The organism is Gluconobacter sphaericus NBRC 12467, from assembly GCF_006539125.1.
GTDB classification, from domain to species: domain Bacteria; phylum Pseudomonadota; class Alphaproteobacteria; order Acetobacterales; family Acetobacteraceae; genus Gluconobacter; species Gluconobacter sphaericus.
Window position 1 is genome coordinate 1 of record NZ_BJMK01000045.1, and the last position, 14,083, is coordinate 14,083.

13 protein-coding genes and 1 pseudogene are annotated in these 14,083 nt (G+C 56.1%); 8 read left to right on the forward strand and 6 right to left on the reverse strand.

Annotated elements, in window-relative coordinates; genetic code table 11:
- Nucleotides 1-374: 374 nt before the first annotated feature.
- Together GSP01_RS13395 and GSP01_RS13400 are read left to right on the forward strand one after the other, a co-directional pair.
- Nucleotides 375-1,031, forward strand: a complete 657-nt coding sequence (locus GSP01_RS13395) for a hypothetical protein (protein WP_141354302.1) — start codon at nucleotides 375-377, stop codon at nucleotides 1,029-1,031.
- A gap of 92 nt (nucleotides 1,032-1,123) precedes the next feature.
- Nucleotides 1,124-1,345 (forward strand): hypothetical protein, encoded by a 222-nt coding sequence (locus GSP01_RS13400; protein ID WP_141354304.1) that lies wholly within the window; start codon nucleotides 1,124-1,126, stop codon nucleotides 1,343-1,345.
- A gap of 161 nt (nucleotides 1,346-1,506) precedes the next feature.
- On the opposite strand, the gene GSP01_RS13405 is transcribed toward GSP01_RS13400, so the two are convergent.
- The 4 genes from GSP01_RS13405 to GSP01_RS13420 form a co-directional block, all read right to left on the reverse strand.
- On the reverse strand, nucleotides 1,507-2,151 hold the full coding sequence (locus tag GSP01_RS13405; protein ID WP_228123964.1) for a hypothetical protein: 645 nt from the start codon (nucleotides 2,149-2,151) through the stop codon (nucleotides 1,507-1,509).
- Nucleotides 2,148-2,969 (reverse strand): hypothetical protein, encoded by an 822-nt coding sequence (locus tag GSP01_RS13410; RefSeq protein ID WP_141354306.1) that lies wholly within the window; start codon nucleotides 2,967-2,969, stop codon nucleotides 2,148-2,150. The genes GSP01_RS13405 and GSP01_RS13410 overlap by 4 nt, the downstream gene beginning before the upstream one ends.
- Nucleotides 2,966-3,775, reverse strand: a complete 810-nt coding sequence (locus tag GSP01_RS13415) for a hypothetical protein (RefSeq protein WP_141354308.1) — start codon at nucleotides 3,773-3,775, stop codon at nucleotides 2,966-2,968. Before GSP01_RS13415 ends, GSP01_RS13410 begins: the two co-directional genes overlap by 4 nt.
- A 100-nt stretch (nucleotides 3,776-3,875) precedes the next feature.
- Nucleotides 3,876-4,757 carry a hypothetical protein gene (locus GSP01_RS13420; RefSeq protein ID WP_141354310.1) on the reverse strand — a complete coding sequence of 294 codons (882 nt, stop codon included), beginning with the start codon at nucleotides 4,755-4,757 and terminating at the stop codon, nucleotides 3,876-3,878.
- Nucleotides 4,758-5,059: 302 nt separating this feature from the next.
- Here GSP01_RS13420 and GSP01_RS13425 point away from each other — a divergent pair, with 302 nt between their 5' ends.
- The 5 genes from GSP01_RS13425 to GSP01_RS13440 all read left to right on the forward strand — a co-directional run bounded on the left by GSP01_RS13425 (nucleotide 5,060) and on the right by GSP01_RS13440 (nucleotide 9,251).
- Nucleotides 5,060-5,296: a BrnA antitoxin family protein gene (locus GSP01_RS13425; protein ID WP_228123965.1), complete on the forward strand. Its 237-nt coding sequence runs from the start codon at nucleotides 5,060-5,062 to the stop codon at nucleotides 5,294-5,296.
- The gene (locus GSP01_RS13430; RefSeq protein ID WP_061928995.1) at nucleotides 5,286-5,669 is read left to right on the forward strand and encodes a type II toxin-antitoxin system PemK/MazF family toxin; all 384 of its coding nucleotides are present in this window, start codon (nucleotides 5,286-5,288) and stop codon (nucleotides 5,667-5,669) included. Before GSP01_RS13425 ends, GSP01_RS13430 begins: the two co-directional genes overlap by 11 nt.
- A gap of 104 nt (nucleotides 5,670-5,773) precedes the next feature.
- Entirely contained in the window at nucleotides 5,774-6,052 is a 279-nt protein-coding gene (locus tag GSP01_RS13435; protein ID WP_141354312.1) for a hypothetical protein, read from the forward strand.
- On the forward strand, nucleotides 6,049-6,708 hold the full coding sequence (locus GSP01_RS15320) for a relaxase domain-containing protein (protein WP_255320909.1): 660 nt from the start codon (nucleotides 6,049-6,051) through the stop codon (nucleotides 6,706-6,708). The genes GSP01_RS13435 and GSP01_RS15320 overlap by 4 nt, the downstream gene beginning before the upstream one ends.
- On the forward strand, nucleotides 6,666-9,251 hold the full coding sequence (locus tag GSP01_RS13440) for an AAA family ATPase (protein ID WP_255320910.1): 2,586 nt from the start codon (nucleotides 6,666-6,668) through the stop codon (nucleotides 9,249-9,251). Before GSP01_RS15320 ends, GSP01_RS13440 begins: the two co-directional genes overlap by 43 nt.
- Nucleotides 9,252-10,363: 1,112 nt before the next feature.
- Here the strand turns inward: GSP01_RS13440 and GSP01_RS14890 are convergent.
- Nucleotides 10,364-10,504: pseudogene (locus tag GSP01_RS14890) on the reverse strand (IS5/IS1182 family transposase); the annotation flags it as partial.
- A gap of 244 nt (nucleotides 10,505-10,748) precedes the next feature.
- Here GSP01_RS14890 and GSP01_RS13450 point away from each other — a divergent pair.
- Nucleotides 10,749-13,814, forward strand: a complete 3,066-nt coding sequence (locus GSP01_RS13450) for a TonB-dependent receptor plug domain-containing protein (RefSeq protein WP_228123966.1) — start codon at nucleotides 10,749-10,751, stop codon at nucleotides 13,812-13,814.
- A gap of 67 nt (nucleotides 13,815-13,881) precedes the next feature.
- On the opposite strand, the gene GSP01_RS14970 is transcribed toward GSP01_RS13450, so the two are convergent.
- The coding region (locus GSP01_RS14970; protein WP_218023667.1) for a hypothetical protein at nucleotides 13,882-14,083 on the reverse strand (202 nt) is incomplete at its 5' end.

The following is a 14,083-nucleotide window of genomic DNA, read 5'->3' on the forward strand; positions in this document are numbered from 1 at the left end:
CCGCAGACCAGCCACCCTTGCTCAGGACGCTCCGGGCTTGACGGCCTGTCCCGTCGACCGTCTTGGCCGATGGCAGGATGGGCTCAGGAAAACGCCACTGTCGTTCCACTCTCGTCGCCGTCAGTGTGCTCGCCGCACGGGCAGGATGGGTCTAGGAAAACGACAGGTATTCATAAAGTAATCAAGAAATCTTTTTACTTGCCGCACAAAAATAAATCGCGCTTTATGGCGGTTTTCTGCGTTTTTTCTCTTGTGGGAAAAAGCCAAAAGGGCTATCTTTTACTTGTCGAGAGGGATTGGCCCTCAAGACAAAGCGCCCCGAACGGTGTGTCACCACCGAACGGGACTTCGCTAGACTAGAAAGGTTCAGTTTCATGTCCGACGCATCCAACACCATGTCCCAGAACGCTTCTCAGGGCAACTATTCCCCCGCCGCTGTTCGCCGCTTCAGTGAAGCACAGCGCCGCACCAAGGCTCTTGCCTCTCCGGGTCTCGCAGACATTCTCCGTCTCGTTCCTTCTGATGACCAGATGTCCAAGATCGTGCTCGCGTTCGGTGTCGAAGCCGGTGACGTTGACGAACTGACCGGGGCAGGGTCCAACATGGTGCGCGAGCAATACGACCTGATGTTTCCCATCCTCGTGACCCGCATCCGGGGCGAGCAGAATTTCAACGGTCTGCGGATGCACCTTGACCGCGTGGTGGATGGCCTCATCCGGTCCGCCTATGGCGCCGCAAACTTCTATGAGAACCGCCGCACAATCGCCAAGGATGCCGCAGACAGTTTCGCAAACGGCGACCGTGACGAAGACCGCATGGGCGTGGACGGTGGCGAAAACCGCGTAGACGGCTTGCGCCGCATCGCCGCCGAAAACGGCGCGAAGGCTTACGCGCTGTCCTGCGTCGCTTCCGGCGCATGTGCCGCCTATGAAGAACTCATTGGTCAGGCTTGGAAGCCCTACACCCGCGACAATGGCCGCAGCCTCTCCCGTGACGTCGCCGCCGTTCAGGCCGACGCCATGGGCTTCTAAGTCAAGCCCGCCGCGCCCACAGGGCGCGGCCTCTTCCTGTCCCTCTGCACATCGAAGAGCGACCGGCCCCGCCCGGTCGTGGAGCCTCTCCCATGTCTCACGAACTCGCCCAATATGTCCCGGACGCCAGCGCCAAGAGCCTTCCTCTCAGGAGGCTGGAGCACCTTGCGCGTGGTTTCGCCATCGCGGACGCCCTTATGACCTTTCTGGAAAATACCCGCTTTGATTCCAGCATCGAGAAGGCCGCAGAGGATGCGCGCGCCGCAGGTGCCACCCCCGAGGAGATCCGGGCCGCCTCGAACGGCCTCGCCTGATCGGCCTCGGCCAGGTCCACACACGCAAAAGGCGGTTCCCCTGGGAGCCGCCTTTTTTGTTGTTCGGTCAGACTGCGCCAAAATGGACACAACCGCGCAAGCGCGGCTGTGAAGTATATTGCGTCAGGGCTTCGCCCTGGCCCGGGTGTGCAAGAGTTCGCTCAGGACTTCGGCAGGATCGGCGGCGGGACAATCTGACACCATGACGCGCCCTTCGTGTCGAACGCTTGATGTTCCTCGCAATAACGGCCTACACGCGCAGCATAGCCGTCATATGTGTAACCGGATGCAAAGCCGAGCCCTATCAGCATCGCCCCAGCCAGTGTCATCCGCACATAGGCGCGCCATCGCGCTTCCTTGTAGAACTGGCGCTCATGCGTCGGAATTTCCGTCCGCAGCTGGTCGAAAACTTCCTTGCGCAGCTCCGAGGTCACGCCAGAGACGATCCGCCCGAGGGTAGCCTGCAATTCGCGGTCTCGAAACAGTTCCTGTTTCTCGACATTCCGCGCCGCGACTTCCCCCAGTTTCTCGACCTGCTTGCAACTCTCTATGAACTGGTCCCGCAAGGTGTTCTGTTCCTGCTTGGCCATCTCGATGATGTCGCGGGCTTCCCCTCTAAAATTCTGCATTTCTGAGGCACACGACAGAACAACCCTCGCAAAGGCGTCCATTCCCTTGCGTTGGGCTCTGATCCATCGCCCAAGAGGAGAATGCTCATCAATGCCATCAAGCCGGGCGGCTTCTTCCATCAGCCGACCCGCCTCGGCCAGTCCGTCAAGCGTTCCGTTGTCTGTGAGTTCACTCATGTCAGGACCTCGGTATCGTACAGGGTAACCTTCCGACGCCCCGCCCCGGTGCCTTGTTCGATAGCCCAACTGCGGACATGCGATGCCCGAATGACCAACTGCATGCACATAAACGGTGTGGCCTCATGAATCAGGTCATCGGCCAAGGACTGGAAAAGCTCCCAGTCTTTCGACGAGAACAAAGACACATCCTGAGGGAAGGCGAGTTCAGGATTGTTCTTGTAGAGCGGGGAGGGCATCGCTCCAAAATGGCTCATCAGCGCCGCCGCATCCTTCGGGCTCGCCTCGACGTCAAACGCCGTCAGAGCCTCGGGAGGAAGATCAGGCTGGTGGGTGTAATGGCTTTCATCGTCAAAAAAGAGTGGCGTGTCCGGTGGAGCGCAGTCATCCCGGAGATCGAACGTCAAAGAAACCGGATAGACTGTTGCCATGGGCCTGCCGTGTAGTTTCATGCGCGGACGGTAGTCTGCATAATGCAACATCCCGCGCTGCCCTGACTGATCCGCGATCACCAGAAATCCACAACGGGTCGGCACGCTGTTTTTTCGAAGCGGCGGAAGCCGCTCCGTTCCATTGGGCTCCCACTCCCAGAACGATACCCCCACCGGAAACCGGATGGTGGAGAGGGAGCGGATGGTGACACCGAGATCGGTCACATCAAGATGCTCAGCTTCCCCCACCGCATTGTAACAGACGAAGTGTTGCTCTCCGTCTGCAAGGAGGTCGAGAAATCTCCGGTTGCCAATCCCTCCAAAGGGATTGGCACCTGTTTTCAGCCGGTCGAGCAGATCCGGCTCGGATTTGCGGCTCCGTCTCATGGCAGCCAGTCTTCGATGCCAGCCTTGGCGATGTTTTCCTCGATCTTCTCCAGCCAGTTTTTGACAAGCCACTGCCGCATCGGGCCGAGGGGCGTTCCGTCGGGACCCGGCTTCCCTGCTGCAGCGTCATGAAAGGTCAGGCCGCTCGCTAGGACTTCCTTCATGCACGATAGCTTAGGAATCCGCAGGAATGCAGTTTCCATGCCTGAGACGTTGTTCAGACGCTTATCTCGCATAATTGGCTGGTACACTGTTTCTGGCTTATGCCCTGCTGGTACTGCCCATTCGTTGAGGACAATGATGCCGCGATGCGGACGTAGTTGCCCGCTGGCCCAAAGCTTCTCGAGATAGGCGATGTCACCGGGCTGGGAGCCGCACATGAACAGGCCCGTGACAGGCACGCCGACTGCGTCGGCAGCGCCGATAATGTCATCTTCGGCGGCACACTCCTCAAGTGTCCGGTCGCCACCACCGATATCGATTATCAGTGAAGAATTGCGCATGGCGGCTTCGTTGAAGCTGTTGGCAAACCACTCTTTCAGATGTCCGGCTTCGTCATTTAGGGGCCGTGGGATCCCATGGCTTTTGTATATCTCTTCAAACAGAGAGATGCCGGGATTACGAACGTCTCCGTCACCAAGAAGGATGGGGCGACCCTGAAAAATAGCGCGCTCCGCTAATGGAGCGAGGCAGGTCGTTCCCCCGAGATTTCCGCGTCCGGCTTTGATCAGGGAGCGCAGTTCAAGCGATTTTGTGATCGCCTCATGCAGTTCGGCAGTCGAGAGGCGTTTTGGCTTTTCGGTCACATTGGAGTCCTGACAATGATTGAGCCGCTTCCTGCGGCTCAATCATTGTCGCAGCACCAGATGTGAGTGCGGATATTCGCTGGGTTGGTCGCTACCCCACCTATCTGCGCACCTTCATGTCAAGCAGGCAAAACATCGCCTTGAGTGGCCCACTCCGCTCTCTGGGAGGGATGGCTTCGATCATGGGAAGACAGGCAAGAGCCCATTCACGTTCAGTCGCAAAAAACGAGAGACGTGGCAGGCCGGGCATCTGATTGAAATCATAGTTGCCGTCAGCATCTCTCCCCGAAGCGGAAAGCGGCATCAGAGCTTCCAGTGGCAGATCTTTCGGCATCCCCTTGGGACGAGGACCAACATAGGGCGGTGGCAGGGGAATGTCCTTATCCCGCCCGTAGCGTGGAGCCTGCTTTCTCATGACAACGAACTCGGCCACCTGCCCGATTTTCACGGCAGGAGCGGCCTCACGTTCTTCTGACGGGGCGGCTTCACTCCGTACCTGCGGGACCGTTTCAGGATACAGGACTGACCGGCTGCGATCGCGGGCGTCCTGTAACTGCTTTTCGCGCAGGTCCGCATCTGCCTCCGCCATGCGACGGTTCAGTGTGTCCTGTCCTTCAGCGTCATCCTGCTTTTGTGCCTGAGAGGCTGCCCGGGCTGCGGCACGAGAGGCCAAAGCTGTGTTGCGGGCTTCTTCTTTTTGCCTTTGCATCGCACCGACAGCCTTGCGGACACGGTACCACGTACTGCGGACAGTCGCAGGCTTTGGCGGCTCTCCATTCACATTCGTTAGACCAGCGGATTCCGCAGCCTCGCTCATCTTTTGCCAGCGGACCTTTTTGCCCGTGATGGCCTGTGACATCGCCTCATAGTTATTGGTCATCCACTGGAAAAGCGGAGAGTGCGCCCATGTTCCGCGCTGACAGCCCAGCAATGCGGTGAACATCGCACCATCGGTTCCCCCCACTGCCATCGCTGCACTCATGTCTGCGTCCTTCCTCGTTGAGCTACGCCTAGCATTACCCTCGCATCGTGTCAAAGATCGTGCCGTTATCGCTGCGCTGTCGTTCTAAGATCGAGGCAAGATCGTTGCAGGTTTTTTCTTTTTCCATACACAAATGCAAACTTTCAGTTTGCGCTTCGCGCCACCCTGCGGGTGTTGCATCCGGCGGGGCAGGGACGGGCCGAGGCCGAAAACATCTCGGCGCATTCTGCCCTGCCAAATATGTTGTTTTGCACTACAGAATTGCGCTACGTTAACGACGTTCTGAATGTATGGAGTGTGTCATGGCATCCCCCCTTTCGATCCGTCTGGACGAGCGGCTGCGCACTGACCTGGAGCAGGAAGCAACGGCGCGCGGTATCCCTCTGAGCCAGCTCATTCGTGATCTTCTGGAGACAGGGGCAAAGAGTGCGCGCCGAGACCGTATCCGCAGGGACAGTGCGCGTGTTGCCCGCTACGTCGCTGCAACGCCTTCCGCCCAAGCACTTTTTGAAGAGGCTGGCGGAACCCATGGCGCCTGATCGGCCGGTCGCTATGGCAGCGATTTTCTCGCCTGGAGAAATTGTGCTGGCGGACTGGCGCGGAGATGCCCTGCCGAAGGAGCCCAACAAGCGTCGGCCGGCTGTTGTTGTCGAAGACGACCTCTTTCCGCCTGAGTGGCCGAACGTGATGCTCGTGCCGCTGACCGACGATGAGAACCTCGTCATTCCGGATCTGGCGGTACGGATCGACCCAACAGCTGATAACGGCTGCACCAAACCCTGTTGGGCAGTCAGTGCTCTGCTTACCACCACATCCAAGCAACGTGTCACCGTGACAGGCAGCAAGGTGAGATCCGATCAGCTTGCTGCCATCAGACGTCAGATTGCGCTTCTGGTGGGATGCGACGGCTAGGCAGATAGTCTCCGAGACGATGTGGGCTCGGAGCGACAGTTTTTGTCGGCGAGCACTCACAACCACCTCGAGCAAAATGTCTCCTTTGCCCACGGAGACGATGCATGCCAGACGAAAACGTATTTGACCTCCCGCAACCGGTAGATCGCGAAGCGCCGTTTCAGCTCCTCGTTTTGCAACGGCTGGATCAGATCGGGGAGACGCTCGCCCAAATCCACCACATGGTCAGCCCTCCAGAGAAAGCAGAAGAAGGCGAGGGCCTGGTCGAGGTCGTCGCGCGCATGGCCCAGGCCATGGAACAGCAGGGTGCCGCCCTTGAGACAATCTCGGCGCAGCTTGGCCGGCTTGAAGCTTCCACCTTCTCTGCGCCGGTTGGAAGATGATCACTTACCGGAAGATTTCTGCGGCAGGTGCCGGCAAGCTGATCGTCGCCTATCTGAGAGAGAATCAGTCCGAGCCGGAGAAGGATGCCCGCTTTGAACGGGAACGGAGTGATCCGACCCGTGATACAGGTGATAGGCTGACAACCTACTATACCGGACGTGATGGGCGGGGAATGTGGTCGCCAGATATGGGCCCCCGGATCGCTGATGCGCTAGGCATTGACGTCATGAAGGTGCCGACAGACCAGGCGCTGGCAAATCTGTTCGAAGCGAAGCGCGCTGACACAGGTGAGAAATGGGCCAACACAGGCCGGAAGCGTGAGCACTCGGCCATCGACTTCACAGCGTCACCCGATAAATCAGTGACGCTTGCCGCTGAATTTGCGTCGACGGATGCCGAGCGGGCGCTCATCTGGAGCGCAATTCACAAGGCCAACGACAAGGCTATGGCGTTTATTGCCAAAGAGGTTGGCGTGGCGCGCAGAGGGTCAGGAAAGACAGCCACGCTGGAACGGGGGGAAGTCGCGTGGGTATCGTTCCGGCACTACACGGCACGACCGGTCATGAAGATTCAGGATGGCGCAAAAGGCCCCACGCGGCGGTGGAAGTTCCGGTGCCGGGGGATCCACAGGCGCATATTCACAATCTGCTTTTGAATGCCGTAGCGACCGAAAGCGGCCATTTGGGTTCGCTGGACAGTGCTCGCATTACCAGTGCGACGTCTTTCATGTTCGGGGCGTATTTCCAGGCGGAACTTGCAGGCGAACTTCGCAAGCTCGGTATCGCGGTGCATGTCGACGAGAGCGGCCGCGCAATCGCGATTGATAGTGTGCCGCGAGAAGCCTGTGAGCTTTTTTCAAAGCGGCATTCCCAGGCGGAAAAAATGGGAAAAGCCTATGCCAAACGGCAGGGCCTGGACTGGAACGATCTGTCGGCCGAGCGGAAGTTTTCAATCCTTCACAACGCAAATCTCGCTTACCGCTCAAAGAAGTACAATGGCAGCAACGACAGGGAGTTCTGGCTTGAGCAGGCTCACGACATCGGGTGGTATCACGATACTGTCCTGACCAATGAGAAGGTCCAGCCATTAGGGCGCGCTGAGCGCTACGAACTGGCTTATGCGATTGCGGCGAAGAAATTGGCTGAGGAGTTTCGGACAGCTGCTGTTCTCGACCGGGACACGTTCCGGACCCATGCCGCACGGGGTCTCATTGCGGCTGGCATTGAAGGCACGCAGGACGTCGAGCGGATCGCCGATCTGATCCAGGAGCGCGGCATCGAGATCGATGGCAAACAGGTCCGCTTTCTGGAGCGCGAGCAGGACGGCCGCCTCCGGGTCGCGACAAGTGCCCAGATCGCGCTCGAAAAGGATATGGCCCGTCTTGCCGGTCTGTCGGCGCGCACGCGGGACGGCGCGCTCAGTGACGAGCAGATCGCCGCAGCCGTCGCCCGGTCGGGTCTCGACTTCACGCGTGAGCCAGCACACGGCGCTGCGCAGCTTGCGGCCATCAATGCGCTTGGTCAGGCGAGCGGTCTGGGCTTTCTGATCGGTGTTGCTGGCTCCGGCAAAACGACACTTCTGAAGCCTCTGGTCGACGCCTGGCAGGAGGATGGTCGTACCGTCATTGGCGCGGCCATTGCCTGGCGTCAGGCCGATGCGCTGAAGGATGCGGGCATTTCCCAAACCTACGCGATGACACCGCTTTTGGACGGCCTGGCGCAGGGAAAGATCGACCTCGATCGCCAGTCTGTTCTTGTCCTTGATGAAGTCAGTCAGGTCTCCCCGCGTCAGCTGCTTGAGATCCTCCAGCTTCAGCAGGAAAAAGGTTTTGCCCTTCGGGTGGTGGGCGACCGGGAACAGGCCCAGGCGATCGAGGCCGGCGACGCTGTCGAACTGCTTTTGCGGGTTATGCCCAAAGAGGCGCGTCCGGAGCTGTTGAGCACGATCCGCCAGAAGTCCGCGCGTGGTCGGCAGATCGCCAGCATGTTCCGCAGTCCCGGCCGCGACCTGAGCCAGACCGAGGACGAACAGAAGAAAGCCGATATCGCCCGGGCGCGTGAAGCCATCGACATGAAGCGCAAGGACGGCACGATCCGACTTGTGGGGGGCGACCATGACCAGGTCGTTGAGCAGATCGCTGACCTGTATCTTCGACGTCGCGACATGCTGACCCAGGCCGGATCGGAGCGGGGTATCACCATGTCCGCGCCGACAAACGAAGACGTCATGGATCTCAGCCGTGCCGTTCGCGACCGGTTGCGCAAGCGTGGCGAGATCGGGCAGGCGGAGATCGTCAAGGCGGCCATCGATCAGCGTGGCGTCACCTATGAGCTGCCTCTCGCTGTTGGCGACCGGGTTCGGTTGTTTTCGAAAACCAGCGTCCGGATGGAGACCGCGCATGGGCGTCGCTGGCGTGATCTTGGTTCGAATGGCGACTTCACGACCGTCAAAGGCTGGTCCGATGAGGGGCTGGTGTTACAGAATGCGAAGGGACGGGAAGGGCTCGTACCCTGGACCCGGCTGGCCGACCCGAAGACCGGACGCGTCCGTCTGGGCTTTGGTCATGCCATGACGGTCGATGCGGCGCAGGGTGTGACGTCCGATGAGCATATCAACGCCATGCCGCGTGGATCTTCGGCCATGACCGGCTTTACGTCCTATGTCGCTGAAAGCCGGCATGTTCATCGTTGCTGGACGGCCGTGTCCGAAGGATCTCTCCGGGAAGCCGAGACGTTTTCGCGGGCTTTGGGTGATATCCGGCCGGTGACGGTCAACGATCTGTATGACCGTCTGGCATCTGACATGGGGCGACATCCCTACAAGTCGCTGGCCGTCGATCTGGCAAAAGCCCGCCTGGCGCACGAAGAAGCCAATACGCGCTGGATCCGGCAGAACCACGTCAATGAGCGCACCCGGCAGAAGGGGCAGTCACCGGGTGGTCAGGTGCGGCGACATATTGAGGAAGCCCCGATCCGGGATGTCCCGCGTGCGCAGTGGGATGATGTCAGTCGCAAACTGCGCAAGGCCGGCTATGCCGCGCAGGATGCCCTGAATGCAGCGCGGAGGGTTGAGGACCTGCAGGAACGGCGGCGGGCGCAGCAGGCCGAAGACCGGCTGCAGCAAGCTCGCGCGGCTGCACAGGCAGAAGAGCGGGAGCGCGATCGCACGCGGGTTCGTGGCACAGGACGCGGGATGTAGGTTCGAAGACGGAGGCGGCATGGGACATGCCGCCTCAGGTGCTATGCGAGTTCTTTGCCGCGCGCATAGAGATTCAGGGCGTGCGTGACTGCCTCGACGGCCGCACGCTCATCCAGTCCAAGGGCCGTCTCGAACGTCACCAGCTCGGCCAGGAGTGCTTTGTCCAGATCCGCATGAAGCGGTTCCGTTGTACGGGGCAACTGAGCGGACGGAGGAACGAGGGTCTCAAACAGCTTTGCGAACGGCTTTTCTTCTGCCGATGTCTCATTGGGGAAGAGCAGGTTCAGGAGTTCCTGGGCGTCCTGTAGGGGCGTGCCTTCCGTATTGAGAACGACGCCGAGCCGCTGATATAGCTCTCCCAAGACTCCGGTTAACGGCCGGAGATCACCCTTTTCGATCCGATCGCGCCCTTCCTGAAGACGCCGAGCCACGTCATCTGCTTCTGTAGCCGGTTCCTTCGATACAGGGGCTTCAAGAGCGGGAGCCGCCGAAACTGTGGGGAACACCCTGTTCACGCCCTCTGGCTTGATGCCGGCATAGAACAATCGCGTGTAGATGCGCTTTCCTCGTAAGAGAATGATGGCCTGCCCCTGTCGAAGGTTCTGCACATCGCTCCAGGAAATGCGCTTGACGTCCCGGAAGTCCACATCACCGATATTGCATCGGAAGATATGCCCCAGCGTGGAACTCATCTGGGTAAAGGTTTTGCCGAAACCCCCCACCACATAGGAATGCTGCTCGCGAACCTTGTCCTGGTCTCCCACGCTTTTGGTGTTCGAGAAGCCACCCGTCTCCGTCACGTAGTCGCGGACCGGGTTCAGCAGGGTCCGGTCAAATTCTGGCGGAAGCTCGACTGTTCTCGTCTCAGCTGCATCCGCATCATAGTAGGTGAAGATCTGATCCTGGTAGAGATCGCGCAGTGCCGCGATGTCAGAGAACATCGTGCGGATCGTCTCGGACATGATCGGAATGCCAAGGTTGTCCCGGACCCAGACGAAGACATAGGACATGCCGCGAATAAGCGCTTCGGCCCTGTCGCGGAAATGCGCGGAGTTCCCCCCGCCGCCTTTCTTGTCTTCCGGCAGAAAGAGCGTGAGCAGAAGCTCGGTCATGTCTGCATAGGCCAGAGCCTTCTCCAGATCAGGACGGAACACTTCAAAATCCACAGTCCGGAAAAACGCTCCGAGCTGAGCGCCAAGCCCGCTCAACCGGGCAAGTCGCTCTTCAACATCAAAGAAAGCAGCCTGCTTCATAACGCCATTCCCTCAGTCAGAATCGGACGAACGGAATCACAGAGCAGACCTCAAAACCAGGGGGTTTTTCGAACCCTTCAGCTTGATTTGTGTTGCAAAAAAACAACTAACTGGTCAAACAGGGTCAAAATGTGACTTTTTTAATTTTAGGCCCAGTCGTCATGTGACAGGATGTTTCTGATACGAAATATTGTGGGATCATACATGATCCGCGCCCCTAGTTTTGACGGAGTAACCTGTGGCTATGAAAAAGGCTCGATGGACGACATCGCTCATGGGGGCAACTGCACTTGCGACTGTGCTTCAATTGCCACAAAGCGCGCATGCTGCCTCTCCTAGTGATACGGCAACGTCCAAATTAAAAAAGACTGAAACGTCAAGCGTAACAATAAAAAATCATAATCCAGAACCAATATCTGCTGCAAAGCGAAATGCTTTAAAGCAGAGCGTCGAAGCTCCAAAATCTCGTAGTGAAAATGTTGTCGTAACGGGTACATTGTTTCGCGACCCCAATACGACAAGCTCATCCGAAATTACTCATATCACACGCAAAGACATGCAGCAGCGTGGTCTCAAAACGGTGAATGATCTCGTTCAACAACTTTCCTCAAACGGGGCAGGAAATTTAACGAGCCAGTGGGCTTCGGGAGGAGGGTTTGCTCCAGGCGGATCAGCTCCGTCGTTGCGTGGGCTCAGTACTGACTCTACTCTTGTGCTCATCGACGGACAGAGAGGTTCTTATTATCCGCTTGCGGACGATGGCGAACGTGATTTTGTCGATACGACCTGGATCCCAATGTCTATCCTTGAAGGTATGGATGTCCTGCAAGACGGAGGTTCTGCAACATACGGTGCAGATGCAGTTGCAGGCGTAATTAACTTCAGAACCCGAAACGAGATTAAGGGTTTTGAAGGCAATGCCGAGGGTGGTCTGACCCAGCGTGGAGACCAAGGTCATCAGCGCTTATATGCTACATTCGGGCATGGTGATCTTGCTAACGACGGTTACAATTTTTACATCAATTCCGAATACCAACAGGATGATTCTTTATATTATCGCCAACTTCAATCGCCATATAATAGTGGGGATCTGACATCGTTGGGCGGTTCCAACGGAAACACAAATACTCTTCTTCCGGGGACTAATCAGTTTAATACAAACTTTACTGGTGCAACAACTACAGCTCTTGTTCGCCCTGCTGTCAATGGAAGTGGTGTTGGTGGATATAATCTTCTGAATTCTTCTGCTGGATGCGGTAGTAATCAGACAGGCGTCTCAGGTTACGGCTTTTCCACAAATTATCCTAATTCTTTTACAAATGCATGCTCACAGAACGCAATGCGTTACAAGCAAGTCGCCCCTGATTTGCGTCGTATTAGCGCTACAGCACATTTGACGGCGAATGTCACAGATCAGTCGCAGTTGATTGCGATGTTTAACTGGTCTCAGGCGCGTACAATTACGACCGGGACGCCAGCATCCTATGGTTCGTATACACAGGATGAGTTGGCTGGTAATTCTCCCACCATTCTGCCGTGGGAGCTTTCGAATGGACAATTGAACCCGAACGATCCATACGCCGCACAACATCAAGATGCGCAAGTGGTTGGCTTGTTCAATCAAATTCCAGTAACTACCGATACCTCTAATAATTTCAGGGGATCAGTTCGTTATACTGGTTGGTCTCATTCGAATTGGGGTTCCGACTGGAATTATAATGCTGATTTTGTCGGCATGAATACGCTTCTTAATCAGGTGCAAACAGGACAGCCATACATCAGTCATTTAACAGCAGCGATTGCGGATGGGTCGTATAATTTTGTTGACCCGTCAAAAAACTCGCGTTCTGAAATGAATTATGTTTTGCCTGCGAACACTATTAACGCCCGTTCACAGGAATATTCAGGGCAGGTTGGTCTCAGTAAAGGGCTTTTCAAGCTTCCGGGCGGTATGGCTAAGCTCGCGATTGGAGCAAACTGGCGTTATGAATCCGTGAACGACCCAAACGCCAATCCAATTGACACAAGCAACTACGCGAATCAGTGGGCGAGTTACAATCCGGTCTCGCAGATCGGTCATCGTTGGGTTGAATCTGGTTTTTACGAGGCAAATTTGCCTGTTGTAAAACAGTTCGTTGTTGATACGTCAGGTCGTTACGATCACTATTCAGAAGGCTTCAGCCATTTCTCTCCGAAAGTTGGCTTCCAGTTCAAACCAGTCAAACAGTTCACGTTACGTGGCACATTTAACCGTGGCTTTCGTGTGCCTAGTTTTGCGGAGACGGGCGGCCAGACGGAAGGTTTTACTCCGGTGACCTACGACACGTCCAATCCTGCTGTGCAAGCATGGATGGCGTCTCATGGAAATAGTGCTTATGTTCAATCAGGTAATTATCTTGGGCTAATGAGTGTAGGAAATCCGCATCTTCGACCCGAGATATCGACAAGCTACACCGTCGGTCCCGTCATAAAGCCTACGAATTGGATGACACTGTCTTTTGAATACTATTACATTAAGAAGGACCACTATATTACGACAGGAATTCTTAACCCTAATCAGTATTTCAATTCTTGGATTGAGAATGGAGGATCAAATTCCGGGGAGCCTTCTGGAATTACAGTTGTTCCAGGGCCAAAAGACTCTAACTATCCCAACGCATTAGCCGCGCCGGGTTATGTTGAGGGCGAATATATTAATGCCAAAAGTATGATGACTGATGGCTTTGATATGTCTATTGATGCGCACGCACGTCTTCCCGGCTTTCTGCACAACATTATGTGGTATAGTAAAGGGCAAGCAACGTTTGTTAGACGCTTTAATCAGGTTAATCCTGACGGTACTACGTATCGCTATGCTGGGACGCTTGGTCCCTATCAAAGCGTTTCTTCTTCTGGTACGCCACGTTGGAGAGCGAACTGGGCCAACACTTTTTCGTATAAGGGTTTAGCAGTTACCCCAACTGTTTATTATACGAGCGGTTATAAAACGGTCGCAGATGATAGTGGTATTGCATCTGCAGGAAGTAATGGACTGTATAGTCATAGTTGCGCCTACTCCTTGGGCATGAACCAGGCTAATGGACCTAATTATCCCACACAGTGCCGGGTTAAGGGATTCTGGGATGTTGATCTGACTGTTAATTATCAGATGAATAAACGTTGGTCTATTTATGCGAACGTTTATAATCTACTTGGCTTCCGCTCTCCTTTGGATTATGCGACTTACGGTGGTTATTTGTATAACTCGTCATGGTCTCAGAAGGGTGTTATTATGCGTTCCTTTCAGTTTGGCGTGAACGTTTCTCTTTAAGGTGGAGTTCTCGAAGAACCCTTGATTGATACGCTTGGCCCGTAATTTCTGGCTTTCGGCGATTTGATTAATGGTTCTTTGGGCCGTTTTTGATCTGCGTTTTGAGCAGTTGGAGGGTTCGAAAAACCCTCTGGTTTTGAGGCCCCCTTTGTGATTCCATTTTTCCGGTTTTTATTGGAGGAGTGGCGACATGAAGCAGGCGGGTTTCTTTGATGTTGAAGAGCGGCTTGCTCGATTGAGCGGGCTTGGTGATCAGCTCGAAGCCTTTT

Excerpts from the sequence above, each read along its gene's own strand:
- GSP01_RS13450 (WP_228123966.1), top strand. The coding sequence starts at position 10,749 with ATGAAAAAGGCTCGATGGACGACATCGCTCATGGGGGCAACTGCACTT.
- GSP01_RS15320 (WP_255320909.1), top strand. The coding sequence starts at position 6,049 with ATGATCACTTACCGGAAGATTTCTGCGGCAGGTGCCGGCAAGCTGATC.
- GSP01_RS13405 (WP_228123964.1), bottom strand. The coding sequence starts at position 2,151 with ATGAGTGAACTCACAGACAACGGAACGCTTGACGGACTGGCCGAGGCG.
- GSP01_RS13420 (WP_141354310.1), bottom strand. The coding sequence starts at position 4,757 with ATGAGTGCAGCGATGGCAGTGGGGGGAACCGATGGTGCGATGTTCACC.
- GSP01_RS13430 (WP_061928995.1), top strand. The coding sequence starts at position 5,286 with ATGGCGCCTGATCGGCCGGTCGCTATGGCAGCGATTTTCTCGCCTGGA.
- GSP01_RS13410 (WP_141354306.1), bottom strand. The coding sequence starts at position 2,969 with ATGAGACGGAGCCGCAAATCCGAGCCGGATCTGCTCGACCGGCTGAAA.
- GSP01_RS13425 (WP_228123965.1), top strand. The coding sequence starts at position 5,060 with ATGGCATCCCCCCTTTCGATCCGTCTGGACGAGCGGCTGCGCACTGAC.
- GSP01_RS13400 (WP_141354304.1), top strand. The coding sequence starts at position 1,124 with ATGTCTCACGAACTCGCCCAATATGTCCCGGACGCCAGCGCCAAGAGC.
- GSP01_RS13435 (WP_141354312.1), top strand. The coding sequence starts at position 5,774 with ATGCCAGACGAAAACGTATTTGACCTCCCGCAACCGGTAGATCGCGAA.
- GSP01_RS13395 (WP_141354302.1), top strand. The coding sequence starts at position 375 with ATGTCCGACGCATCCAACACCATGTCCCAGAACGCTTCTCAGGGCAAC.